Below are 26,264 nucleotides of genomic sequence, written 5' to 3' on the forward strand. Positions count from 1 at the left end.
ACGGTGATAAGGTGACATTGCATTTTGGATTCAGCCATGCCGGTTCGAAATATTATCTTCAAAGGGCGCCAATTCGTGATCGAAGATCTTCCCGAAGAAGCCAGGCAGGTGTTCGGCCTGCTCCAGGCTGCAGGAGAGCAGATCACCCGCGGCCAGGCAAGTGTGGCTGTGGCGGAAACAGCCCGGCAGGTATTAACAGCAAAACTGGATCAGTTGCTTCATGATGTGCCTTCCAGCGAAGTCACTCAGCCATAGCGGTGGAGATGTGCAGGCTCTCTAAGTGGACAAGCCTGCACAACCATAGACATTCAGCCTCTCCGATCCGTCGCGAGACTACCTGCCGCCTTGGTACTGTCTGCGACCCTGGTTGTGCACCCGGTGGAATGGGGCTGTGGCCATGCACATGCCGCAGCCCTCACCCGATCGCTGGTGCCTCAACAGCTCTGAGCGCCACAGCACCGCAAGACCTGGCGGCAGATGGCACTTCAGACATGCCCATGGAACGCATCTTGAATGAGAGCGTGGTGACGGGCCAAACAATCAGCGCGATCGTAGTGGCTGATAACCGTTCGGCGTGCCGCAAGCCGCAGTGAAGTATAGGCCCCTGGATCACTCACAACGGCATGCATCTGATTGGCAAGTGCATCGGGGTTGAAATAATCGACAAGCAGGCCATTCTCACCGTGGCGGATCACCTCCCGCACCGGTGCGGTATCTGAGCCCACCACGACGCAACCGGCCGCCATGCTCTCAAGCAACGACCAGGAGAGCACAAACGGAATCGTGAAATACACGTGGCAACTAGAGATTGCCAACAGCCGCAGAAAGTCTGTATAGGCCAGGCGGCCAGGGAAATAGATGCGATCCAGATTGATCTGTCCTTCAAGCTCAGCCAGCAGCTGCTCTTTGTGGGGAACATCAGGACGGGCACCATATCCGCCTTCGGATGTACCCACGATGATGATGTGAGCCTGCGGGCACAACTCCTGAAACCTGGGCAGAGCGCGCATGAAACGGTGAAAGCCGCGGGCAGGCTCAAGCGATCGGCTCACGAATGTGACAACGGGATCGGCTGCACTAAGCCTGCGGCCGCGCACCTCAAGATAGAGATCCTTCTGTGGCTTGGCATGGCGAGTATCGATGCCATCGTGAATGATGCGAATCCGTGAGCGAAGCTCCTGCGGATAGGTGCTGCGTTGAAAGCGGGTGGGGCTGACACCTACGGTGACCTGCTGCAGTGACAGCAGGTTGCTGGCATTCTTGCCTCGCAGCTTTTGCAGAATCAGGGAATCGCTGGAGCAATACTCTGGATCAAAGCCGAGATCAAAGCCATCAGTGTTGTAGTAGTACTCACAGTAACCAATCAACTTCGCAGTGGGCCATACATCCAGCAGAAAGAGATCCTCACCCCAGCCTGTATGCGTGCAGATCACATCAGGGATGAATCCCTCATCACGTAGCTGTTGTGCGGCTGCAGCACAGCTGCGCGCGCGAATCATCTTGCTTTCAAAGTCCACCGCCAGAGGATCAGTATCACGGCCGCTGGAGCGATCAAAGCCGTAATGGCGATAGGGGTAGGTCTTAGGAAAGGCGGAAAGGGGCCGAACATTGCCAAGCGCCAGAACCGTGTGGCCTTTCGCCTGGCAATAGGGCAGCAGATGTTTGTACTGGCCGGGAAAATTCTGATGAACGAACAGGATGTTCATGCAGGTGGAACTCAGGCGTCAACGGATGAAACAGAAAAAAAGCGGGGCCGAAGCCCCGCTTGAATGAGAAGCAGAAGACCAGACTCAGACCAGTTCAGCGCCGGTGAACAGGCTGTTGTCGAACACACCCAGCTGGCGCAGTTCGCTCGCTTCCACAGTGTAAGCCTGGGGATTGGCGAAGTCGAAGGACGACTCGGTGTACAGATACAGAGCCGTATCCGTTTGACCCTGCTGGACGATCAGTGCTTGGTTAGTGACCGCATCCACAAAGGTGAAGAGGCCGACGAGATCACCAAGAGCAAGACCGTTACCAATCACACCCACGCCATTGATGCTTTCAGCAACAGCGTTGGCATCGAACAACTGTGCATCGGTGAGGCTGCGGGCCGGACCGGTGAGGTTGAGGACGTTGCGACCGGAGAGGTTGTTGCCTGCATTACCCGTGGAGCTCAGGCCACCCAGGACGAGCTGGGCATTGGTCGCCGGTGCGGTGGAGAGCAGCCCGCCGATGTCGGTGAGCAAGCCACCGGTGATATCGATGGAGTCTTGAGCGGAGACATAGCCGGTGATGAAGTCACCGCCGGTTCCTGTCCCACCCGTGCCACCATCATTGCCTGTGTTGTAGACAATTGTGGTCGAAGGTGCACCTAAAACGGTGCCTTCCGCAAGAGTGATGGTATCGGAGCCGCCGTTACCAGCGATCACAAATTGTCCACCGAATGCGGTCGATTCATGGAATAGGTCGTTACCAGCGCCGAAGCTGAAGGTATCAATCCCCGCAAGGCCCCCTGCATTATCAAAGTCTGAGGCATAGACTTCAACATCTTGACCTTGAACGAAAGATGTAGCGTTGAAAGTAAAGCTATCTGTGGTGCCTGAGTTAATTACATCCCATGCAAGATTAAAGCGCAATGGGGTTCCAGAAACCGCGAGAGAATTGGAAACATTCAGGGTTGCACCCTGGAAACCAGCAATATTGAAGACCTCAACATTCTGGAACTCAGTAAGGCTAATAGTCGTGACGGAATTGTCAGCGAGTGCGAACGACACGGTGTCGATCCCATCACCACCGTTAATTCTGTCCCCAGCACTCCAGCCGTTCACATCCGTCGTTACCGGGAAGGTGAATGTGGCGAATTGGGAAGGAGTTGAAGCGGGCCTAGTCCAAGTGTCGGTGGTCACAGCAACCCCAAGCACGATCAGATCATTGCCTGCTTCAGCATTAACGGAATCATCACCCAGACCCACCCCAATGCTGTCTGCGCCCGCACCAGATAGAACACTGTCGTTCTCGAGTTGAAGACCATCGGCGGTGCTGATGCGGTCAGCACCATTACCGGTCACGACCGTGTCAGCACCGGTTCCAGCAAACACGGTGTTGGTGCCATCTCCGGCGTTGATGCGGTCGTTGTTAGCGCCACCGAGGATGGAGTCGTTGCCGTCGTCCGTGATCACAACGTCGTTACCAGTTCCAGCGTCAATGGTGTTGTCGCCAGTGCCGCCATCGATGGTGTCATTGCCAGCTTCACCCAGCACGGAGTCGTTTCCTATGCCAACACTGATGGAGTCGGAACCACCTCGTCCGTTCACGGTGTCTTCACCGAGGCCGGTCACGATCGAATCAGCACCCCCGCCACCGAGAACACTGTCGTTGCCACCGGCCGTTACAACCGTGCCCGCCACGAGAAGGTCGACAGTGTTGTTGCCGCCGCCTGCATCGATGAACAGGGAACGCTCAATGTTGACGAGGAAGTCGTCACCACCGGCGGTGAAGATCGTCTCAAGCCCAAGAGCAAAGAAAGGACCAATTCCACTGAAGCGAACCGGTTGGTTAACGGCGGCAGGATTGAATCTGAAAACCTCGATGTTGCTAATGTTGGTGAGGCTGAGCTGAAGTGCCAGCGAGGCGAACGGGTTGCTAACAGCAAAATCAAGGATAAGGGTGTCTACACCGCCGAAGCCGTTGGCGAAGTCGCCGACTTGCACGTCCGAGAGCTGGAATGCCTCGAACGTGTCGGTGCCAGCAGTGCCGAGAAGGTTGTCGGCGTTGGGAGTGTAGAAAAGTGCCGTGTTGATGGTGACGAAACCAGGTGGCACACCCACAACGGAAACGTTCAGATCGGCGCTTTGCTCAACGATGATGCGCCCGGCAAGCAGCGGATCAGCACCGGTGAGATCGATGTTCAGCGCGGAAACGGAACCTGCCAGCAGGGCACTGGCGCGGATGATCAGCACATCATTGCCATCGCCAACGAGGCTGTTGAACTGCTCGACACTGAGGTTGCGCAAATCAAACGTGAAGGTCTGAGGACCATTCACTGATGAGCCAAGGTTGATGACCTCAACGCCCGTCACATTGATGAGGTCGACGGCGGTGACATCTGCCGAGTCAAGAATCAGCAGCTCATCAGACCTGAGATTATCATCAGCATCATTCAGTGCTTCACCGAAGGCGAACACAGACTCGGGGCTGATCAGCTCATCGCGGACGATGATGGTTTCCAAGTCAGTAGTATTTTGACCGGAATAACGGATCGAGGTGAGATTGCCAACAAGATCCACTGGGCTGAGGAAGCTCAGATCCAGGGTCACGTCGCCGGCATTATCACCAGAGGTGAAAATCGAGAAAATGCGTGAACCACTGCTGAGGTCGTCTGAGGTGCGAACAAGCTCGTCGCTGAGGGTGATTGAGTAAGAGAATGGATCATTGGAAGGGCCAATGAGATCAAGGGCCTCAATCTGGCTAACCCTCAGGGTTTCCGAACGGAGCAGGGTTCCGGCATTGGCGAGAGTAATGGTGTCGATCCCAGCTCCGCCGTTGATCGAATCGGCAAAGGTAAGGGAATCGGTGTCGATCACCAACTCATCATTGCCCAGGCCGAGCAGAACAGTGTTGGCGAAGGTGTCGTCTTGGATCACATCCTGGATAACCTGACCAACAACGACGACGTCATCATCTTCGCCAGCATCAACGAGGTTGGCACCGCTGCCGGTGAACACTTCGTCAGAGCCGGCGCCGGAGCTGATGGTGTCATCGTCGGTTCCAATTACATTGCCTGCGATGATGACATCACCAACGATGAAGTCGTTGCCGCTACCGGTGGTGATGGAGTCGTCGCCGAGACCACCAGTCACATCGTTGTTGCCGTCACCAGCGCTCACAACGTCGTCGTCGGCGCCAGCGTCAATCGTGTCGGCGCCAAAACCTGAGGTGATGGTGTCGTTACCCCCGTTGGTGCTGACACTGTTGGCGCCATCGCCAGCGTCGACAAGATCAATTCCTCCACCGGACACGATTGTGTCGTCGCCAACGCCAGCGGAAACAGTGTTTTGACCGTTTCCGGCCAGAACGGAGTTATCACCTTCACCAACCAAGAGTCCGTCATCGCCGTCCACGGTGGAGATGGTGTCGTCTCCGTCTTGGGTGACAACAAAGAAATCGGTGGGGAAATCTGGTGACTGGGTGCCAAGGCTAAGGAAGTTATCCCCAATCGCTCCAAACACGCTCACTTCCGGGACGAAGTCGTTGATGACATCGCCGAGGATCGAGGTATAGCTAAGGGTCAGATCACCATCCAAAGCACTCGCATCGATGAGGCTGATGCGCCGGTTGTCATTGCCGGCAAGGCCGAGATCCGTGGTGATAGCGAGGGAAGCATCACCGTCGATGCTCAAGGTGGTGAGAGCGTCACCAACGCTGAGCTGGTTGAGCACATTGGTGATCGACCCAAGCGAGGTGAGCGCAAGGGTTTCAATGCTGGCGTCTTGGGAGAGAGGCCCTTGGGTGAAATCAAGGCCGAGGGGTGTACCGGTGGTAGCGTCGACCGGTGTTTCGTCGAGGACGACACTGACCGAATCGCTGGAGCTGGCTAGAGCGTTAACGTCAAAGTTGTAGACGATCAGGCCGAAGCTGTCTGTGATTTCAGTGGTAAAACCAACCGCCGATTGGATGTCCTGAAGGTTGAGCTGTCCAAGTCCTGACTGATTGATATTGATCTTGGTGAGCCCATCGGTTGCACCGCTAGAGCCATCGAGGCCGAAGGCACGGCTGAGATCAACCACGCCAGTATTGAAAAGACCTTCTTCAGAAGGATTCAGCTCCAGGGTCTGGATGCCAAGGCTGGTGAAGTTGCCGATGCTGAAGCTTTGATCGGTACCAATCAGCAGCTTGGATTCTGTGCCGGCGCGGCCAGTCAGCTGATCGTTCTGTCCGAGGGTTAGGTCGGTGCCGATGAAGGTGAACTCGGGCGCCGTTGTGGCCGTAACCACATCGGTTGCTGTGGTGAGAACCGTTTCGCGGGCGACGGGAGGCGTAGGAGTGGTGTCAATGATCACCACGGAGTCGCTACCAGGCGGCTTGGAGAAGACGATCTGGTTGGGGAAATCAATCTGAAGGATTTCCGTCTCGCTGAGAATCGCGTCTGGCGCGATGGTGACCTGGATAACGCCAACGCCGGTGGCGCTGATCAACACATTGCCCACCAGGGCGCCGCCAACCACGTCAGCGGCCTGAACACCGCTGAGCTCATAGGCAATGGTTTGGCCGGCCAGATCCGGGACCGTTTGAATCAAGAAGATGACCGTGCCGCCTTCGCTGACGGTGCTGAGGTTCGAGCTCAGCAGCGCAACGGTGCCCACAGGGGGCAGGCCATTGATGGAGATTTGAGTATCTGCCGAAGAAGGAATGGTGGCCGTGCTAGTGACGGGCACCAGGAAGTCGACGCCGAAGGTAGCCGCGAGCGGACCAGCGTATTCAAGAGTTGCCGTGACATCCGCTGCCACAAGGCCGGTCCAGGTTTGGGAGGCCGCCTGCTTCGATTCCAAAGCCACACGGTCTGGCGAACCAGAAGGCTGCGCCAGTGCGCCTAGGGCAATGAACAGGCCCACGTCCTGGATCGAAATCTCACCGTTGTTGACCTTGGCCGTCCAGAACTGAAGGCCGGCTGCATCGGCCTGACGCCCAAAGGCATTGACGTAGAACGAATTGATGATTTGTTCTGTTGTCTTGCCGGCGGTCGTCTGGGCAAACTCAACGTCTGAAGCAAAGAAATCCGCGACTTGATCGAGGGGCAGGGCAGCCTGAGGGCCCGTGGTCCAGTAGGCGAGGCCGGCCGGATCCGCTGGCCTGCCGAAATAAGTGATGTAAAGAAGTTGAGTTTCGAGGGCAGTTGCCATTCGTGGAGTTCTCCAGGCGTGGGGAAAAGGGGACGGTCTCCGCAGCTGGGCTGCGGCTGCGGCTGCCGAGAAACCTTAAGGGTCTTGGCAGTTCTGTCAAGGCTGTTGCCGCAGTGGCAGACCCAGCAGATCCGCCCAATCATACCCGAGCATTACGAGTTGAGACCAGCTTTTGCCGGTGTGATATGCCGCTTCGCTGACAGATCTTGGACTGGACGTACAAAGCTAGCAAACGACGACTGGGTTCGGAATACTGCAGCACCCCATGCGGCCTGCGCGAAGCCCACAACCCACCCTTCCTGCTATCTGCTAAGGAGCCGCTTGGATCGCCACTGCGGAGCATGGCTGCTGAGACAGGTCGTGACTCGTGAGCCGTTGCGGCTCGTGAGCTGTGTTGGTAAGCAGTTGAATGACGGCGAGATCCAAAAGGCGCAGGAGTCAATCGATGGACCCTATTGACAGCTCCCCATTCACGCCGACGGTTTCATGCCTGGTGGTGTCCCGCAACGCCTCACTGCTGAACCGGTTGGTTCGCAGCCTTGGGGAAGCACGCCGATTCTGGAAAGACACCGATGAAGTTCTCTGTTCGTGGAACGGAAATCCGGAGGATGAAGCCCTGCTTCAGGCTGATGCCCACCCGCCACTGAGAATCACTGCCCGCTCACCCTATCATTTCGCCACCAATGTGAACGCCCTGGCCGCTCAAGCCCGCGGTGACCTATTGGTATTGCTGAACGACGACGTCATTCTCGATCGTGGCAGCCTGGATCGGGCCATTCAGATCCTGCAAAGCCGGCCCGAGGTTGGTGTGGTGGGGGGGCGGTTGCGCACCAGCCCTGGTCGCCTGGGTCATGCCGGCATCCTCTTTGCGAACCAGGGTGTGCCGTACAACCGCTTTCGACCCGATCGCCTCGGCCCCCTGATCAACCCGGATGCGCTGGCCGTGCGGGAGTCGGGGCCCATGCCCGCCGTCACAGGTGCTCTTATGGTACTGCGTCGCGAAGATTTCCAGGCCATCCGGCTGCGCGAGAGCTTCAGCGTGTGCGGGGAGGATGTGGCTCTTTGTCTTGATCTTTACGACAAACTTGAGAAGTGGGCTTATTACGCTAGCGATGTAACGGCAATCCATGACGAGAAAAGCACGCGCGGGGAGACCCTTGATCACTACGACCTGCATCAAGTGGCGGAGCTGGTGAGGGAAAGGCTCCGCAAGAACCCCGCCTTACGCGCACAACAGGCCTATTGGGCAGTCCAGGAAGCTGATGAACTCGAGGGGATCGTGCATCGGCTCCGCGAAGACAACCGGCAAAGGGAAGAGCAGTGGAGCGAGAAAGAGAAGGAGTGGGCGCTGGAACTGGCCGAAAAAGAGAAGAACTGCTTGGCCGTTCTGGAAGCCAGCCGGGAAAACATGCGCGAACTTGAAATCGCTCAACAGAACGCTGCTGATCAAAAACTAAGCGACAATAGAAAGCTAGGAGAGATGCAGGGAAAACTCAATCGGGCCCTGCTTGATCAAGAAACCATCAAACACAGCCGTTCCTGGCGGCTGACCGCTCCCTATCGTCGCCTTGGACGCCTCCTTCAGCGTTGGCGTCGTAGCTCCTGAAGCCAGGCCTCAGCGCCCGGCAGGAGACACTCAGGCGAGCTTGCCGTGCCAACCGGCTCCGAGAAAGGGGTGGGGTGATGGGCTGGGCGCAGCAGCCGCTTGATCCGCTCCTTCACCGTGCTGAGTCGCCGGCGCCAGCGTTGCCGCCGGCGGGGTCTTGGCGCAGGAGGCTCAGGACTCATCGTTGCATCGGGGCTTGCCAACGAAGGCGCGCCCAGGCATGGCGCTAGATCAGCTCCCGGCTGCAGACCAATCGCCTCAACGAGCTGATCGGCACTCTGGCTCCAGGACTGGGGGGTGAACGGCGCGGATCGGTGGCCAGGTGCTGCGGCCGCGTCGCCAGAGATGTCCTCCAGAAAACGAGCGATGGACTCGCTGAGGGCTTGCCGGCCGGCCTTGCTGGGGAAAAAGCTGGCATGGCCGCCCGTGACCTCGTGGAACACCGGCAGATCCCGCAACAACAGGGGCAAGCCAAACGAGGCAGCTTCAATCAGCGGAATACCGAAGCCCTCCCCAAAGGAAGCCCCGATCAACCCTGTGGAACGTTGATAGAGGCACTGCAACAGCGAATCTGACGCCGCATCAAACCAAAACAGCTGTTGGTGGAGCAGGGGATGCCGCCGGATCGCCGCCACCGTGGCCGGCAGGGTTCTGCGGTCTGGATCCGGCAGGTCTGTCCAGCCTTCTCGGCCCACAATCACCAAGTTGAAGGTTGCCCCGTTCTGCCAGAGAGCCGTGGCCGCTTCCAACACCTCGAGGTACGCCTTGCGTGGTTCGACCGTCCCCACCATGAGCAGGGTGGGCCAAGGGCCCAGGGCTTCCACCGCTGTGATCTCCTCCTGGGTTGGCACGGTGGCGGTGCCACGTTGAAAATCTGCTCCGTGGTGAAACCAGCCAAGCCGGAAGGGACTCTCGTGCGCTGCCAGCTGCCGCTCCAGCCGCCAACCCTTGAGCTCCTCCATCACGCTCCTGGAGACACACACGGCCCCATCTGCCTGCAGAACCACATCAAGCCAGGCGCGATGCCGTTCCGACGCACCCGGCGGGAAGCATTCCGGCAGAAAACAAGGCAGGAGGTCATGAACGACAAAGTGCACCTCCACGCCTTGCGCACGCAAGAAGGCGTAGTAAGCCCGTTGGCTCACAACCACGTGGTGGCTGAGGTCGATGCCCAGGAACACATCGCCGGGGTACCAGGCGACAGGCCCATCCTCCAATTGATCGACCGCCGCTTGCACCAGAATGGTGGTGAAGTGGCGCGCGTAGCGATAACCCAGGCCGTCCGAACAAGCCACAACAGGTTCGACCCGGAAACCAACCGGTGGACGCGCCAACAACTGCTGACAGATCGAACGCACCACACGCTGCACGCCGCTGCCCAGATCCTGCTCTGCCAAGGCCGAGACATCCAGGAGCAACTGGCGTTGCCGCGGCTCGGGAGGAAACAGCAAGCCGAGCGTATTGGCAGCCTTGACGATCTGCTGGGGATCTTCAGGCAGCTGCCGGCGAAATGGGGTGAGCAGCTGCTGGCGGCGCCGCGATTGCTCACCAGCGTGGTGCAGGGCCTCCGCATAGCGAGCGGCGCAGTGGTCGGGGCGATGGCGCTCGGCGATTTCGCGGCGTCCACGCTCCACGAGCCGCCGTCGCCGTTCTGGATCGCGCGCCAGCGACTCCAGGGCACGGGCCAACTCTGCCGTGTCGCAAGCCTCTGACAGGCGGAGCGCACAGCCTTCGGGGATCTCCCGAAGGCTGCCGTGTTCGTTGACGATCAGGGGGACCCCGCCAGCGAGGCAATCAAGAACCGTCCCGGAAGTCTCGCCCCGCGAAGAGCTGCGCAGCTGAACGGCAAGGTCGGCGGCCGCCAGGTAGGCGAGGTAGTCGGCTGTATCAATCCAGCCGGTGATACGGACCTCCGCCAGGAGGCCACCGTCCGCCCGTGCCCGCCGAATGGCCCGGCGCATACGGTTCAGCAGCCGTTGATCACTCCCAGCCGAGCCAGCGAACACAAGGGCACAACGGGGGTCGCTCGCCAGGGACGACGCCAGGAACGCCTCCAGCAAGAGCAGGCTGCGCTTGGCCACCCCAAGGAATCCAAAGGTGCAGATGACGAGGCTGTCCTCGGCGAAATCGAGGCGAGCACGCTGATCAGAGCGATCGGTGGGCTCAGGGAGAACCTCCTGCTTGAGATGGGGAATAAGGGTCCAGAACTCACCAGCGGTGGGGCCGTAGAAGGATTCCGCCAATCGCAGTGCCTCGCGGCTGTGAACGATCACGCCATCGGCCTGCTGAAGCAGCGGCAGGTTGCAGGGGTAGGCCCAGATGACGTGATCATCGCCGCATCGCTGCGACGCTTCGTAGGCGAGGCAGGCCTGATAGCCGTGGGAGGCGTAGAGCCTCTGCAGGCAACTTCCTCCGAGCCATTCATCTGACTCTGGGCTGCACACCACATGGCCAAGAAAGAAGTCGTGCAGGACAACCACACCAGGGAAGGCCCCCAGCAACCGCATGATCTCCAGGTGAGCCGACGAATTCCCTAAGTGATACAGAACATGATCGTAGTGATGGGCGCGACTGGCGAACTGCAAAGGCGTGAGCACAGACAGCACCCCTTCTGGAGGTGGTCCATCCCACGGCGACTCGGTGACAACATCAATCGAGAAGTGCCTGGCCAGGTGGGGGAGCAGAGCGAGGCTATTAGGTGCTGATTCCGCTCCTCTGGGGGGGCATCGGGCTGATATAGGCCAGCCGTGTGCCCGGGGAGCGTGGAGGCAGAGAGGGGGTGCCATCCGGCGCACAGACACGCGTTCGAGGCCACGCGGGTGGATGGAGTGAGGGGACACACACCTCGTCGAAGCCATACAAGGCCTGAAGCGCCTCCAGGCAGGGCTGGCCAAGCTCGGGAACGAGGCAGAAATGGCGCGGGCGCTGACCAAGCCAGGCCAGCAACACCCCGGCAGCGGGGGACTCCCCCCATTGCGGATCCCCGCAGATCAGTACCGGACGCTCTGCAGCGAAAAGGCCAGGAGGCGCACTGGAAAGGCAGCGGCGCAGCAAGGCAGGATCTGCAGCGGCACTCTGACGCTGTAACTGACGCAGATCAATCAGCAGGGCAGGAAGGCGGCCTAGGGCTAGCCATCCTCCCACAGCGGTGCCTGGCCCATGCCGGCAGACACCCATGGGAAGATAGCGTCACGTCTACCCTGCGGACCCTTTGTCCCTGTCCACGGTCTTTCCCCATGACCCCATGAGCGCCGTTTCACAGCCCGAGCACGCTCAAGCTGCCGAGGAAGTGCCGGCAGGGATCCCAGGCGTGGCTGCACCAACACTGCGCTCCCTGGCCCACTGCAACTTGCTGCGCCCCTTCGTTTACCACATGGTTCTTGAAGAAACGCTGGACAAGGGTGCACTTGAGCAGGAGTTGAGCAAAACCCTGCTTTCGAACTTTCGCAAAGCCAATGGCCTGCAAGATCAAGCCAGCGAAGCCCAGTTTCTGAGCAAAATGGGATGGACGCAACAGGATTACCTGTGGCAAGTTCAATTGCCACACCGCATTGCCGTCCATTGCGGCCAACACTTTATCGCCAAAGCCGAAGCACGATTCCTGGACAAAAAGAACCAGCTTGACCAAGTCATCTATAGCCTGATCAGAGTGAAGGATGGCTCTCTTGCCCGCGAGCTTTACCTCAGAATTGAAGAGGGAGAAGCCACGTTTGCAGAGCTGGCTGAGATCTACAGCGAGGGGCCTGAAAAAACATCGCGCGGACTGATTGGCCCCCTGCCTCTCAATCAGGCCCATCCCCAACTCGCGCAACGCTTGAGAAGCGCCACGGTCGGCGAACTGATCGCTCCGTTCTCAGTCGAGCAGCTCTGGTTGTTGGTACGGCTCGAAAGGCATCAACCCGCTAGCCTTGATGAGGCGATGCGGCAGCGGATGGCCCAGGAGCTATTCGATGAATGGATCCAGGAGGAGGTCACCCTTAGGATCAAGCAAATGTGCCCAGCCCCGCTGAACCCTCTCGTATGACCACCACCACCTACCAAAAGCTTTGGGAGCTTGAGGTGTTCAGTTCCCTTGGAGCTGAGGGGAAACAACTGGTGGAGGATACGTCCCGCCTGTTGCAGTACCGCGTCGGGCAGTCGATGGCGGTCGCCAACACCATTCCCAGTGAAGTTCTGATCATCCTTGAGGGAAGCGCCCGGCTCACTGCCCATCAAGGCACAGGCTGGCGAACTGTCGAGCGCCTGGAACCCGGTGAGGTTGTAGGGCTCACGTCACTGCTGAGCGCCGCCCCCTGCGAGGAGGTTCATGCCTCCAGCGAAGTGATGGCCCTGGCCATCCCCGACAATACAATTCTGAAGTTGCACTCCAGAGACAAGATCTTTAAGGATTGGTGCTCGACGCACCTCTGGACTGCAGAGCTTGTACGCCTCGTTCAACTCCTTCAAAGCCAATCCGCAGCTGCTCCTATCAGCATCCGTGAGAGCGTGGCGCTGCTGCGATCCGAGGCCACAGTCCGCACTGTTCCGCTCACGACGCAACAGGTTGACTCTGACCATGTCTGGTATGTGGCAAGCGCCAACCTGCCTGGATGGGACATCGGGGCCGTTGTCGCCTCTGGCGCGAGTCTGCCAGCCCCCGTTGGTCCGTTGCCGGCAAGGTTGATTGGATTGCCAGCCGGGATCATTGAAAGTCTTGGCAGAAGCCCGGCCGCTCCCGCTGCCAGCGGCAAAGAGAACGGGAGCCTCATCACCGCAGTGGATGGTGCCGGTCCCACAGTCCTGGCTGCACCTGAATCGCCTTTACCCACGGCCGAGAATCTGGGAAGGAGTGATGAACGGCAACCCTTCAAAGTCATCAGGGGGGAGGGCCCCATTGATGAAACCCTGGCTTGCTTTCAGATGCTGAGCAGGCAGATGACCCTGCCTTTTCGGAAGGATGCCATCGAGAAAGTTTTACGGCAGCAGCTGCAACGCGGTCAGGCGCCGAACATGCAGTTGGTCGGAAGCCTCGCTTCAATGATGGGCATGCATGTGGTGGGGGCAAAAGTCAGCAGTAGCGCCTGTACCCGCCTGCAGACTCCCTCCCTGGTCGAATGGGACGGCACTTTTGCTCTCCTGCAAGCCAGTAACGCCCGCGGAATCGTGCTGGCCTCTCCGCGTAAGGGCTTGATCCGGCTTAGCCCTCAGGAAGTGGATGAAGCCTTCCCAGATGGAATCAACCTTCTTCTTGTCGATCGCACCAGCGTCACACCAGAGCAGAAGTTCGGGGTGTCGTGGTTCCTGCCGGCGCTGAAGCGTCACCGGGGTGTGCTCACTCAGGTGCTCGTCTCCTCCTTCGTGGTGCAGCTGTTCACGTTGGCCAATCCCCTGATCATTCAGGTGATCATTGACAAGGTGATCAGCCAGCGCAGCCTCGACACACTGCAGGTTCTCGGCATTGCATTGGTCGTTGTCACCTTGTTGGAAGGTGTGCTGGAGAGTCTTCGCACCTTTATTTTCACTGAAACAACCAATCGCATCGATACGCGGCTGGGCGCAGAGGTCATTGATCATCTACTGCGCCTTCCTCTTGGCTATTTCGATAAGCGCCCGGTCGGAGAGCTGGGCAGTCGGATTGCGGAGCTGGAGAAGATCCGCATGTTCCTGACAGGCCAGGCTCTCACCACGATCCTTGATGCCGCCTTTTCGGTGATCTACATCATCGTGATGTCGATCTATTCATGGGTGCTGACCCTGATCGCCTTGGCGGTGGTGCCGATTCAAGTGGCTCTGACCGTGCTGGGAGCTCCGCTGTTTCGGCGTCAGTACCGCGATGCCGCCGAAGAAAACGCAAAAACCCAATCCCACTTGGTGGAGGTCCTTACCGGAATTCAAACCGTCAAAGCCCAGAATGTGGAGATGGTCAGCCGGTGGAAGTGGCAAGACCTGTACTCAGGCTACATCAGCAAGTCCTTCGAAAAGACAATTACAGGGACGGCATTAAGCCAGACAAGCCAAGTCCTTCAGAAGCTTTCTCAACTCATGGTGCTATGGGTTGGCGCCACGATGGTGCTGAAGGGCGAACTAACCCTGGGCCAGCTGATTGCTTTCCGCATCCTCAGTGGATACGTCACACAGCCATTGTTGCGTTTGGGCTCAATTTGGCAGAACATACAGGAATTGAGAGTTTCCTTTGAGCGTCTAGCCGATGTTGTTGACACCCCGGAAGAATCCAATGAAGCAGATAAGCAGAAGATCCCGCTACCTCCCGTGCATGGCAGCGTTCGCTTTGAAGATGTAACCTTCCGCTTCAACTTGTCATTGCCGCCAGTTCTTCACAACGTCAACCTGACAATTCCATCAGGCACGTTTGTTGGAGTTGTCGGCCAAAGCGGAAGCGGCAAGAGCACATTGATGAAGCTGCTGGCAAGGCTGTATAGCCCTGAATCAGGTCGCATCCTGATTGATGACTACGATATCGACAAAGTTGAACTCTATTCTCTGCGTCGTCAGATTGGCATCGTACCTCAGGAGCCACTCTTATTCAGCGGTACGATCAACGAAAACATTGCACTTGGCAATCCCAATGCCACGAGTGACGACATCGTCGCAGCAGCAAAGATAGCCTGCGCTCATGACTTCATCATGAGCCTTTCAGCAGGCTACAGCACAAACATCGGCGAGAGAGGCGCTGGCTTATCAGGCGGGCAGAAACAGCGCATTGCCATTGCCCGAACTCTTATCACCAACCCCAAGTTGCTTGTGATGGATGAGGCAACCAGTGCACTTGACTACGATACGGAACGTCGCCTTTGCGACAACTTGGTTGAAAGCATTCAAGGAAGCACGGTGTTCTTCATTACGCACCGTCTAAGCACGATCCGCCGTGCCAAGCTGATCGTAATGATGGACCAAGGAAACGTTGTCGAACAGGGCACCCATGAAGAACTTGTTCAACTGAAAGGTCGCTACTACGCTCTCTACCGCCAACAAGAAGGCAGCTGATCCTAGCTCAAAACGAACGATGTTCTCTTCTTCGCAACTTCAGTGAAACTGACCAATCCCCTCCGCAAGCTCCAAAACAACATCGAGCAAAGCATTCACACAGAATCAGAAAATGCTTCTGTGCTGGAGCAGTCACCATTTTGGGCGACGGCAACAACCTGGGGACTGATTGGCACTGCTGCCTTCGGTGTGGGTTGGATAGCCTTGGCGCAGACGGAAGAGATTGTGGTAGCCCCGGGAAAGCTAGAACCAATCGGTGTCGTTCAGGACATCCGTCTTCCGGTGGGCGGCGTCGTTGCGAAAGTTCTGGTTAAGGATGGCCAGAAAGTCAACGCTGGTGAGACTCTGCTTCAATTAGACAGCGAAGCAACAGAGGATCGCCGCCGGAGCCTCATGCGGGGCATCCTGCTGAAAAAGGAACAGCTGGAGCTCAAAGAAAAGGAGCTTGCAAAATATCTGGACCTAAACTCAACTGAACAGCAATCACTGCAGCGGAACCTTGAGCTAGAAACAGAGGTGCTCAAGCGCCTGGAAACCTTGACCAAAGAGGGCGGCATTGGCGAGCTACAATATCTCAATCAGCGCAATAAGGTTGCAGAGATTGACGGAAACTTGAATCAGACGCGTGTTGACAGAATGCGACAGAAAGCAATCCTAGACCAGAGCATTCAGCAGTTGAGAGGAGAGGTAAACGAGCTTAACTCCAGCCTTTCCGACGTAAGGATTAACATTCGATATCAGAATGTCAAGTCACCAGTCAACGGGATTATCTTCGGGCTCAAACCAACTGGACCTGGCTTTGCCGCCCAAACAAGCGAGCCAGTGATGCAGATTGTTCCCTTCGATAAACTTGAAGCCAGTGTAGAAGTTGCCAGTCAAGACATCGGCTTCGTCAGCGTTGGCAAGCCAGTGGATATCAGCATTGATTCCTTTCCAGCCACTGATTTCGGCGTGATCAGCGGTGTCGTAAGACAGATTGGCTCCGATGCGATCCCCCCCGATCAGCTGAAACCAACCTATCGGTTCCCCGTAAAGATCAAGTTGAACACCCAACAACTGAAGATTGAATCTGGTCAGGCACTGCCTTTGCAGGTTGGTATGTCCTTGCAGGCAAACATCAAACTCCGCAAAGTCAGCTATCTGCAGCTCCTCCTGAATACATTCAGAGACAAAGCCGACTCACTTCGTCAGATTTAGCTTCCAGTACCCCTTAGGGTTCATCAACAATCGTGGCACTCAAGACTGTTGTGCTCCATACGCGTAAACAGAGGAAACCGAACCAACAAACTACACGAAAAACCCCTAAACCTTGCAAGCAAGATTCAGGGGGTTTACCGTAGGAAGCGGGTGACGCGATTCGAACGCGCGACATTCACCTTGGCAAGGTGACGCTCTACCACTGAGCTACACCCGCAGCCATTTGACTGGCACTCATTCATTATGCACCACGGCCTGCCCGCCAGTCAACGCTGCTGGAGCAGTGGCGAGAGTCTATGGTGCAATGGCTCTTGGGCCACTGCTGGCAAGGGCTGGAGTGGGTAAGCGAGGCCGAGCAGAGTAAAGCGCCCGCCAACAAGAGGCGCAGACCAAACTCAACAGTCCGTAACCGAAGAGGCAGGCGATGGGAGGCCATCCGGCAAGCTTGAATCTCATCTTTGACACCTTGATCTTTGGCCAGGCGGCCCGCTCACCTCTGGCACGGGGTGGCATCTATCGTTATGCCAGCCAGTTGCTGCGGGCACTCCACGATCAAGCCAACATCACACTGAGAACCTATTGCCCAGAGCCACTTCTTGCCTCTCTCGCTGAAGTCGAACTGAAGCGACTTGATCTCGGTGCCAATCCATTGGCCCTTGCCCTGACGACGTCGATGTTGACGAGGAGCCTCCCGCCCCTGCTGATCCGACTGGCAAAGCCATTCCATCGCAGCTACGCACGCCTTCCAGGCGCACGCGCCGCTAGCCAGCAGAGGTTCGACACTCTGCTGAAGAGCTGTGACAAAGAGGTCACCCTGTTCCACACGCCTTTTCAAGCCGTACCTTCTGCCATCCGCCGTCATGATGCGCTGCCAGTGGTCGTGACGGTCCACGACATGATTCCAATGATCATGCCAGAGTTATTCACGAGGGAAACCGTCCGCCATTTTCACGGGCTTGTCGATGGATTATGCAAGAGCGATCAGGTGATTTGCGTATCAGAATCCACGAAGCGGGACTTTCTGCACTTCACCCGCACCGTGCCCGCGGAGCATGTTCATGTCACTCCACTGGCCGCCTCCCCAGAGCTGCAACCGGTAACGGATCCTCATCTCCTGAGCTGTGCCCGTGAGCGTTTTGGACTGAAGCCCCAAGACCGCGTCATTCTTAGCTTATGTACACTTGAACCTCGAAAGAACCTCGCGACACTACTGACTGCATTCGAGGCGTTGCAGCGGCACAGCTCGCTGAGCTCCATCAAGCTACTGCTGGCAGGATCAGTCGGATGGAAGTCGGCACCCCTGTTGGACAGACTTAGGGAGAGCTCCGCCAGTTCGAACATTCATCTGCTTGGACATGTCACTGAAGAGGAGCTGCCGGTGCTGTATTCGCTTGCTGAGGTGTTTGTCTACCCATCGCTATACGAGGGATTTGGATTGCCGCCCCTGGAAGCGATGAGCTGCGGAACACCGGTGATCGTTGGAAACACGTCATCGATCCCGGAGGTGACGGGTGAGGCCGGCTTGACCATTGATCCACAAAGTCCGGCAGAACTGACTGCTGCCCTTGAGCGCTTGCTGGCATCAGAAAGCCTGCGGCGCCAATTGGCTCAGCAGTGCGAGGTCCAAGCCAAGCAGTTCAGCTGGGCTCGTACCGCTCACCTGACCCGTGGGGTGTATGACATCGCCCTTGCGAGCAGAAGATGATCGCCTTCGCCTACAGGCCGATGGGATTCCGTGAGATCGGCGGCATTCATGTGGTGGCCACCGAAGTGGCTCGGCGTCTGCGAGACTCCCAGTTCGCCTCTACCGGATTGTGGACCCTACACAGGACGTTGAAGTCCTTGCCCCATGAAGGGAAATGTGGCGTCTTGCCTGGCACTCAGCCTATCGAGAGGGTCAGGCCTGGAGAACGCTTGCTCCTGTTTGGCTGCGACAGCGCCTGGGCCTATCTGCTTGCCATCCATACCCGCTGCTTCAATCCATCCGTCCGTATCGCCTGGCTCCCCAGCTTTCACGACCCTGACTTTGTCAAGCACCGCTGGCGGGCTCGCCTGGCCCAGGTAGTGCTGAAAATGATGCAGAGGATCGGAATCAACGTGTATGTGCAGACGATCCATGAGCAGAAACTGCTTCAGGGAGGACGCTGTTTGCTTTCAAGTCATGCTCTGCCCCTTGCGGTGCTGCAGCGGCTGAAGGTTGAACAGGCGCACTCGTGCCCGGACGCCAGGCAGAGGCCCTTTGACTTGCTCTTTCTCGGACGCCCCACCGAACAGAAAGGTTGGACCAGATTCCTTGCTGTGGTGCATGACACAGGGCTTCGAAGTGCGGCCATCGTTCCAACCCCCCCACCCAGCAGTGACATCTCACGCTCACCCACGTTGACTGTGGTTGTTTCACCAACGACGAACGAAATTCCTGCCCTGTTGCGCCAAGCCAAACTGGTGTTGATTCCTTCCGATTATGAATCGCTTGGTCTTGCGCAGATAGAGGCTGTGGCCAGCGGCTGCGTGGTACCAATCCTGGGGCGATGGCCACTGTGGGATCAGTTTTCACTGCTGCACTGGGACACCTGCAACCGCGACGAACTGGTGACCTCCTGTCTTCGCCTCAGCCGACAACCCTCCTTGCTGAGTCGTCTATCACGAATGCAGCGAAGCTACCTGCTTCAACATCCGATGATGGACACCCCCTTCTTACCTGATTTTTAACGCTGTGTCGCCACGGGTCTCCATTGTGCTGCCCTTCCGGAACCAGGGGGCGCTCCTATCCCAGGCCTGCAAGTCTCTGCAGGCTCAAACGGTCGACGCATGGGAGTGTATTCTCGTCAACGATGGGTCAGATAGCGAAGCACAAGAAATTGCTGAGGCTGTTGCCACACGGGATGGACGCTTCAAACTCATTAGTCTTCCACACAACGACCACTTTCCCGGACCCTGGCTCGCGCGCAATGTCGGCTTGGCCAGTGCAACAAGCGAACTGATTGCGTTTCTCGATGCCGATGATCTCTGGCATCCACGCAAACTTGAGCGCCAGCTTGTCCTTCACTCCGTTCACGGAATCGAATTGTCGGTCACCGGATATCACCGCTTTGAGGCAAGCAGCATGAAGTTAGTCGAAACGCGCAGGCCTCCGCTTAACCTCGATCTCAAAGCACTGCTACGGGGCAATCTTGTGCCGTTCTCGTCCGTGATCATCCAGCGTGATTGTCTCACGCAACCGTTCCATCCTGAACGCCACGAGGATTACGGCCTATGGCTCCGGCTGTTCGCCAACGACCCACCACCGCGCTATGGATGCCTCATGGAGCCATTGATGGCCTACCGGTTGCATAGCTCATCCCTGTCATCCCAACGTGGACGCAGCATCTTCGCTGTGGAGAAACTATTCAGGCACACATTCAGTGCCCCCAGCCGAAGACTCATGGCCCTAACAGCCTGGGCGCTGGAGCGTGCGTGGAGACAAACGGTGGCTGGAGTTCACCGGATCCTGTGGCAGGATGCCAAGCTTCCATCGCCCTTCATCGACTATCTGGCGAGCGGGAGTCAGCTGTACATCGACGAACATCGCAGCCCCTCATAGCTATCGAAAAGCAACACCAGTTGCTGTGCCTGCTGAATCAAGGATTAGGCACCCAAGAGTGCTGGCAAGGCCTGGACATTCACAGAGGCAGCCAATCCATTGGCACCCAGGATGCTCACCAGAGATCATCCATCTTCTCTCGTTCAACCCACCTTCGGCTGAGCAGCGAAAGCTCACCGTAGCGATCAGCCTCTCGCGCATGAAGGGAACCGTGATGTTCATCACAGGCACGAACCGCGAGCACCACGAGTGAATAACAGGATCGATCCTCTCGCAATCTGCGAACTGGCCTGATTAAAGCGAATTGGCCGTATCTCCCTCAAGCCACTTGATAATACACAAGTGAATTGGACCCGTTTGCTGACTCCACCTGTTGAAAGACCGGCAATGTTTCTTGCGCATAGGCTGGGGTTTCTACTCGGCGATTACCGGGGTCCGCAACAACATCCTGGGTAAGGACAGCAACCAAGGCCCAGCTATCTCCACCGTTCGCGCTCTCGCTGACCGCAACAACTCTTTCGCCATCGATATTGATATCATAGGCGATCTTGATCGTGCCATCATCCATCAAGCTGATCTGCATGTAGTTGCCGCTGGGCTGATCTGTGATCACAACAGGCTCATCCCATGAGTCCGTATCATTATTGTATCGCAAGTAAACAACTCGGCTCTCACCATTGTTAGTGGCAACATGGATGTTGCCATCCTCATCGGTCAACGAGCTGAAATGGGTGGCATTGGGATCATTCTGGCTATCTCCCTTGATCAAGATTGTCTCACTGACGCCAAGGCTGCCACCAGAGGACGCGCTTTCCGCAAACTCGGTCCAATTGAGGGTGTCTCCATTGGTATATAAGACCCCAAAGCCGTCATCCAATGCAATGATGTCACCCGACATCCTGCCGTCATTCGTTGTATTAGGGATTCCTTGATCGAGGACAGTCCATGTTGCTCCTTGATCATTGCTCTGAGCGACCCTTAGGCTGGCCTGTCCTGTTGACCTGTCGGTTGCCGTAAACGCTACTACGATCGTGCCATCCTCCGTGACTGCGATGGACGGCCGCTCAATCCTGAGGGACGCAGGACTGGGTGGGATTACCGTCGATTCAATTGTCCAAGATACACTCTGCTCCGAATAACTCAGGATGGCAAGAGCGATCCTGCCGCCTTCAATTGTATAGACCGAATATAACTTGCCATCAACGATTGCGCCATCTGCACGGGAAGAACCAGTGGAGTTCTCCAGCGTGACAGTTGCCATCCATGTTGAGCCATTGTCTATGCTGGAATAAAGTGAAAGCCGGCCATTAGTGTTGGCCATCACATGAACAGCGCCATCTTCAGTGACCCATGAATGATCCTGAAAGCGCGAGGAGATCATGCCCTCATTCCCGTTCGTGATCATAGTGGGAATACCGGTGATGACATCCGGGGCACTAGGGGCACTTGGGACAAACAGGATGGTGCCATTCACAGAGAAAGCGGCAGGATCGGCCGGCGAGTTGTTCGCTATGATCTCATCCAAGTCTTCGCCAACCAGTGTGATTGTCCCTGCATTGCCAGGGTTGGTGAAGCTATACGCTGTGGCGAAGATCTGGCCAGAGGAATTAGCATTAACAACATTATTGCCCTGCAGATCGGCGAAGATTGAGCCACCGGTTGTCTCCCTTCCATTCACAACTGCTCGAGCCCTCAAAAGAATGCCATCGCCCTCAGACTGGAGGATCGTGTTCGCATAAAGTGCGATGTTAATGCTCGAGTTTTCATAAGACAAGATCTTGATTCCTTCTGCAGACTGACTGCTCTGAATGGGATTACCCGCAAGTGTTGAGATTGTGTTATTCGACACCATGGCTTCGCCTACGTCTCCATTGACTCCGGCAATCAAGTAGATTCCATCCGCGTCATTGCCAAGCGTGGTGACTTCATTGCCTTCAATATTTACGCCCTGGATAGCACTATTCCTGAGCACGTTAACATAAATTGCGTCAGACTCTAGGTTGAATTGATTATTCGAGCCGCTGCCAACGTCTCCCGTTGTCAGAATCGTGTTGCTATTCACGGTTGCCTGCCTGATCGTTGCCCCATCCAAGCTGCTCAGGTAAACACCTTCGGAGAGAGGTCCCGACGTTGAAATGTCATTCTGGTTCACTTGCACAGTTCCAATCGAGCCAGATCCAGAGGCCAGCACGCGAATACCATGGGACAAGAAGGCTCCATTCGTGCTGATCGTGTTCCCAATGAGATCTAGACGATCAAGGTAACCGTTGGAAACGACCACTTCAATGCCAGCTGTTTGTGCACCACTGGCTGTGATTGTATTATCGAGAATTTGGAGATCGTTGGTGGGAGACGTAGTGGCACGGCTTTCCGTCACAAGGATGCCACGATTCCCATCGCCAATCGCGGAGATCTTGTTCCCAGAGATGGTATGGGTATTGGCACCTTGAACCAAGATACCCGAACCACCATTGCCACTGAATTTGTTAGAGAAAGTGTTGTCAACCAGTTGCCCTGTGAGGGGATCCGTCAGAGCACCAATCGTGTTGTGACTTGAATTGGCTGTGATTCGGATCCCATTCCCCGAGTTGCCCTGGCCAGTGACACCATCGAGCATCAAGCCAAAGAAGTTATTCTGAACAGTGATCCCATTCGCATCAAGCCTGAGGCCATCACCACCGGCATCATTTAGTGACAACCCTCGAAGGCTTGATTCCGCGGCTCGGCTGCCGCGGAAGACTAATCCTGCTCGACCATTGAAATCAATGGCGATGCCGGGCGCGCTCATGTCATTAAACAATCCACTGATCGCCACCCGGTCAGTAACTACGGGCAAACTACTAAACAGACTGATTGTTCCTCCAGCAAGAGAGGGATCAAAGCCAATCGAATCGAACCCGATAGAACTATTGGCACTGGTGATTGCCCACCTCAGGGTCCCAATCCCTTGATTGGCCAGGCTAGTTACAAGAAAGTCCATTGCAGCACGCAAACCAGACGATATACCTGGAAGCTATTGAAGGAAATCTTAAACTTCAGCAGTCTGGACGAATATCGTTATAGTCCTTAACAATAAGTCGGCCTGGGCGACGCCAGAACCGAAGCAAAATAGCTCACAGGTTCTTTTGCCTGAGCTGCGAGGATTGGCTCGCTCAGTGGAGTTCCCTCCCCTCAGAGTCCATGCCAACGTCTACCGAAGTTGATCAAAAACTGATCAACATTTGGAGAAAATCTCTGATGCCCGTGTGCGTCACAGTCGGTCGACGGCGGCCACGGTCATAGGGCCGCTGGGCACGATCTCGTCCCATTCCCGGAACGGCTGGTTGGAGGTCCCCAGCAAGGAGGTCACCAGCTCGCTACAGCGCCGGTAGCTCGTTGCTGGCCTTGGCCTTGTGCAGGTCCTGCAGCAGAGCCGTGGCCGGGCAGAAGCGGCAGGCCTGGTCGTGCTCGATCATCGCCATCGTGATGGCCATGGACAGGTGGGCCCAAACAGCAGCAGGCGTTGGCGGCAACGACGGGATGAGGGGTAGGGGTCTTCGCGATGGCCGCCGACATTCGCTGCAATCGCTTGGCTGCAGCTCTACGGGCAACACACTCCTTGGCGGGGGCTTCGGAAGGGCGATTCATCGAGGTCATCGAGGCAGAGGCTTACCCATCAGCTGAACTCCTCTGGTTTGATCTGCCCATCCCAGGCGCCATGGTTCGGAAGAACAATGAGCGGCATCGCACAACCACATTGAAGCCATGAAAAGTGCTTCTCACGTCATACGCAGATGCTGGGCTTGCCAAAGAGGACGCTATTGATCAACTGGTCGAAGCCAGGCCTGGCGGAGTATCTCGCATGATATTGTTGAACATAGGATGGGCCATTTGGGCCGAGAAGCCGAAGCTTGCTGAGATCATTTTCAATGATCGCCTTAACTTTTAAATGATCTGTTCCGTCGTAGCATGAAGGATAAAGTATGCCAAACTCTCCATTCGAAATCGGCTCCCTAAAGCCAACAATATCGGGAGCAATGATGGGGACCGACAGAGACGCACATTCCAAAGCCACCAAGGGCATGCCCTCATACTCCGAAAAGAAAACAACGACATCACAAAGGGACAAGAAGCCGCCAGCGTCTTTAACATTCCCTACATAACTGAGGTTGCCATACTGTGAAGCGGCTTTTTCAACGGTGCTGCGCAATTCACCATCTCCTCCTAGGAGATAGGAGACGCCGCTGTTAGCTTGAGTGGATTCGACAAGCCTCAGAAACTCATCGGGCCGCTTCTGTCTGTCTAAACGGCCGAGAAAACCAACAATCACATTGGTATCTGGGATTCCTAGCGCCTTGCGGCTATAGCGAGCAGAAGCCTGTTGCGATTGCAGACGCATAGACTTTACCTGGTTGTGCACGACAAGGACTTTGCTTTCATCCACGCCATAGCGGACGCAAATCAAGTCCTTATATGTCTCACTGATGACGATTCGAGTGTCAATGAAATCTTTGTAATAGTTGCTGAGGTCAAACCAGCTCAGGGTGCCAGTGGCTCCGGTGCAATGGAGCAAGTCGACAACACGGGTTGAGGGGAAGTACTTTTTGATCAGCGGCGTAAGGCAATAAAGATGCGGATTGCTCATAATCATTATTGCCGCAGGCTTGTGAATGCAAATCAATGCCCAGAGTGCCTTGATTCTGCCGATTGGCGATGTGCTCAGTTCTTCCAGGATGCCAGCACACAGTGACACAGAAGAAAACTGCTCTCTGAAGTAGCTATTCTCACCATGCCCACGAACGACAATATTCAATAACTCTCGACCTTGAATCTCCTTCAGATATTCACAAAGATCCAACAAGACCTGCTCTGCCCCGCCAGCACGCCACCAATAATGGCCAACCAGAACGCTACTGGAAGCAGGGCTGAGCGCAGAGAGTTTAGAATAGATGTCATCAAAGCTACTGCTAGCATAATTGACGCTCTCTGATAATCCGCAATACTGCTCACATGGATTGGGGAGGAACCTTAGAGAGACTAGTTCAGAGATCAACTTCTTAGGCCGAGCAATCGCATAGAACAGATAGCGCGTTTTAACCCTTGCCACGGGTGTATCAATTTTGAAGGCTTGCCTCAGCAGCATCGCTAGCGCTTGCCTTGAGTAATACCTAGGATCAAGTGGAGACGTCGTAGTCTCTGATCCAGATCGCGCTTTCATATAATTCAGCTTGGCCCCTGCCATGAACGGCAGACGACAAACAAACGTGCGCCAATGAACATAACGGCTAGCGAGTGCGAGCTCAGGAGACCTCGTCATCATACTTTTGACGTTCTTACGGTAGTAAAAGACGATGGATCTATTGGGCTCTCCATACCAGCCCTTTACAAGCAGGCTCATATATGTGGCCCAGTCTTCATACCACTTAATGCCACCGGCAACTGTCTTATCTCTTTGGCCCTTGATTGACTCCCATGCTCTCTTTCTAAACATGGAGGCTGTTGCACAATAATTATAGACGAATAGCCTTCTTATGCCAAAGTCTTCAGCAGGCGAGAAGTTTTGCTCAAATCCGAATCCCACTACGTTTGGATATGTCCAACCAATCTTCTCGCTTGACATCATTGTTGCCAAGCCTTTGAGAAGATAGTCGGAAGAGACAAGATCGTCGGAATCAAGAAACACCAGAAAGTCACCCTTGGCGATCTTTGCGCCGAAGTTGCGAACCTGAACCAATCCAGTATTAACGGCAAGGCGCTTAACCGTCACATGATTGGCACAACCAGAGGCTTGGCCCTCAATCACATCAAGCAAGTGCCGGGTATCCTGGCTAGTGGAATGGTCATCGATAATGATAATTTCATAGCTACTGGGGTCAAGAGTTTGCTTGCATGCGCTCAGAAATGCCGCCGCAAGCTGATCTGGCTTGGTATTGTATACAGGTATCACTACAGATGCAAGCATAAATAAATGATCGCCGATGTCTAATATAGTAGCACGCTAATCACTTTCCTGCCAAGACTTTCACCTACAGATTCT

The 26,264-nt window shown here is 56.1% G+C and carries 13 protein-coding genes and 1 tRNA gene; 8 read left to right on the top strand and 6 right to left on the bottom strand.

Annotation, left to right across the window (positions count from 1 at the left end; translation table 11 throughout):
* The first annotated feature begins 36 nt into the window (after positions 1-36).
* Entirely contained in the window at positions 37-255 is a 219-nt protein-coding gene (locus ACWJI3_RS04475) for a DUF6447 family protein (protein WP_144036945.1), read from the top strand.
* Between the two features lie 230 nt (positions 256-485).
* On the opposite strand, the gene ACWJI3_RS04480 is transcribed toward ACWJI3_RS04475, so the two are convergent.
* Positions 486-1,706 (bottom strand): glycosyltransferase, encoded by a 1,221-nt coding sequence (locus ACWJI3_RS04480; RefSeq protein ID WP_480203012.1) that lies wholly within the window; start codon positions 1,704-1,706, stop codon positions 486-488.
* A gap of 84 nt (positions 1,707-1,790) precedes the next feature.
* Entirely contained in the window at positions 1,791-6,881 is a 5,091-nt protein-coding gene (locus ACWJI3_RS04485; RefSeq protein ID WP_480203013.1) for a beta strand repeat-containing protein, read from the bottom strand.
* Positions 6,882-7,326: 445 nt separating this feature from the next.
* On the opposite strand from ACWJI3_RS04485, the gene ACWJI3_RS04490 reads away from it, so the two are divergent.
* A complete protein-coding gene (locus tag ACWJI3_RS04490; protein ID WP_480203014.1) occupies positions 7,327-8,487 on the top strand; it encodes a glycosyltransferase in 1,161 nt (386 codons plus the stop codon).
* Here the strand turns inward: ACWJI3_RS04490 and ACWJI3_RS04495 are convergent.
* A complete protein-coding gene (locus ACWJI3_RS04495; protein ID WP_480203015.1) occupies positions 8,463-10,994 on the bottom strand; it encodes a glycosyltransferase in 2,532 nt (843 codons plus the stop codon). The genes ACWJI3_RS04490 and ACWJI3_RS04495 overlap by 25 nt on opposite strands.
* 737 nt (positions 10,995-11,731) lie before the next feature.
* On the opposite strand from ACWJI3_RS04495, the gene ACWJI3_RS04500 reads away from it, so the two are divergent.
* The 3 genes from ACWJI3_RS04500 to ACWJI3_RS04510 are packed head-to-tail and all read left to right on the top strand — an operon-like array spanning position 11,732 to position 16,668.
* The gene (locus ACWJI3_RS04500) at positions 11,732-12,511 is read left to right on the top strand and encodes a peptidylprolyl isomerase (RefSeq protein ID WP_480203016.1); all 780 of its coding nucleotides are present in this window, start codon (positions 11,732-11,734) and stop codon (positions 12,509-12,511) included.
* Entirely contained in the window at positions 12,508-15,471 is a 2,964-nt protein-coding gene (locus ACWJI3_RS04505) for an ABC transporter transmembrane domain-containing protein (protein WP_480203017.1), read from the top strand. Before ACWJI3_RS04500 ends, ACWJI3_RS04505 begins: the two co-directional genes overlap by 4 nt.
* A gap of 42 nt (positions 15,472-15,513) precedes the next feature.
* Positions 15,514-16,668: an HlyD family secretion protein gene (locus tag ACWJI3_RS04510; protein WP_480203018.1), complete on the top strand. Its 1,155-nt coding sequence runs from the start codon at positions 15,514-15,516 to the stop codon at positions 16,666-16,668.
* A 145-nt stretch (positions 16,669-16,813) separates the two neighbouring features.
* On the opposite strand, the gene ACWJI3_RS04515 is transcribed toward ACWJI3_RS04510, so the two are convergent.
* Positions 16,814-16,885, bottom strand: a tRNA-Gly gene (locus ACWJI3_RS04515).
* Positions 16,886-17,113: 228 nt separating this feature from the next.
* Here ACWJI3_RS04515 and ACWJI3_RS04520 point away from each other — a divergent pair.
* Genes ACWJI3_RS04520 through ACWJI3_RS04530 form a run of 3 tightly spaced genes read left to right on the top strand, consistent with a single transcriptional unit; the run spans position 17,114 to position 20,248 of the window.
* A complete protein-coding gene (locus tag ACWJI3_RS04520) occupies positions 17,114-18,373 on the top strand; it encodes a glycosyltransferase family 4 protein (protein WP_480203019.1) in 1,260 nt (419 codons plus the stop codon).
* Complete coding sequence (locus ACWJI3_RS04525) at positions 18,370-19,377, top strand: glycosyltransferase family protein (protein ID WP_480203020.1); 1,008 nt, start codon at positions 18,370-18,372, stop codon at positions 19,375-19,377. Before ACWJI3_RS04520 ends, ACWJI3_RS04525 begins: the two co-directional genes overlap by 4 nt.
* 4 nt (positions 19,378-19,381) lie before the next feature.
* Positions 19,382-20,248 carry a glycosyltransferase family 2 protein gene (locus tag ACWJI3_RS04530; protein WP_480203021.1) on the top strand — a complete coding sequence of 289 codons (867 nt, stop codon included), beginning with the start codon at positions 19,382-19,384 and terminating at the stop codon, positions 20,246-20,248.
* Between the two features lie 319 nt (positions 20,249-20,567).
* Here the strand turns inward: ACWJI3_RS04530 and ACWJI3_RS04535 are convergent, their stop codons facing one another.
* Together ACWJI3_RS04535 and ACWJI3_RS04540 are read right to left on the bottom strand one after the other, a co-directional pair.
* A complete protein-coding gene (locus ACWJI3_RS04535; RefSeq protein WP_480203022.1) occupies positions 20,568-23,228 on the bottom strand; it encodes a hypothetical protein in 2,661 nt (886 codons plus the stop codon).
* 783 nt (positions 23,229-24,011) lie between these two features.
* Complete coding sequence (locus ACWJI3_RS04540) at positions 24,012-26,189, bottom strand: glycosyltransferase (RefSeq protein WP_480203023.1); 2,178 nt, start codon at positions 26,187-26,189, stop codon at positions 24,012-24,014.
* Between the last annotated feature and the right edge of the window lie 75 nt (positions 26,190-26,264).

The sequence above is a fragment of the Marcopretia estuarina LEGE 06307 genome (genome assembly GCF_056633115.1).

Bases quoted from the DNA above. Each gene is read 5' to 3' on its own strand.
- ACWJI3_RS04475 (WP_144036945.1), top strand. From the start codon at position 37: ATGCCGGTTCGAAATATTATCTTCAAAGGGCGCCAATTCGTGATCGAA.
- ACWJI3_RS04480 (WP_480203012.1), bottom strand. From the start codon at position 1,706: ATGAACATCCTGTTCGTTCATCAGAATTTTCCCGGCCAGTACAAACAT.
- ACWJI3_RS04485 (WP_480203013.1), bottom strand. From the start codon at position 6,881: ATGGCAACTGCCCTCGAAACTCAACTTCTTTACATCACTTATTTCGGC.
- ACWJI3_RS04490 (WP_480203014.1), top strand. From the start codon at position 7,327: ATGGACCCTATTGACAGCTCCCCATTCACGCCGACGGTTTCATGCCTG.
- ACWJI3_RS04495 (WP_480203015.1), bottom strand. From the start codon at position 10,994: ATGCGGTTGCTGGGGGCCTTCCCTGGTGTGGTTGTCCTGCACGACTTC.
- ACWJI3_RS04500 (WP_480203016.1), top strand. From the start codon at position 11,732: ATGAGCGCCGTTTCACAGCCCGAGCACGCTCAAGCTGCCGAGGAAGTG.
- ACWJI3_RS04505 (WP_480203017.1), top strand. From the start codon at position 12,508: ATGACCACCACCACCTACCAAAAGCTTTGGGAGCTTGAGGTGTTCAGT.
- ACWJI3_RS04525 (WP_480203020.1), top strand. From the start codon at position 18,370: ATGATCGCCTTCGCCTACAGGCCGATGGGATTCCGTGAGATCGGCGGC.
- ACWJI3_RS04535 (WP_480203022.1), bottom strand. From the start codon at position 23,228: ATGGACTTTCTTGTAACTAGCCTGGCCAATCAAGGGATTGGGACCCTG.
- ACWJI3_RS04540 (WP_480203023.1), bottom strand. From the start codon at position 26,189: ATGCTTGCATCTGTAGTGATACCTGTATACAATACCAAGCCAGATCAG.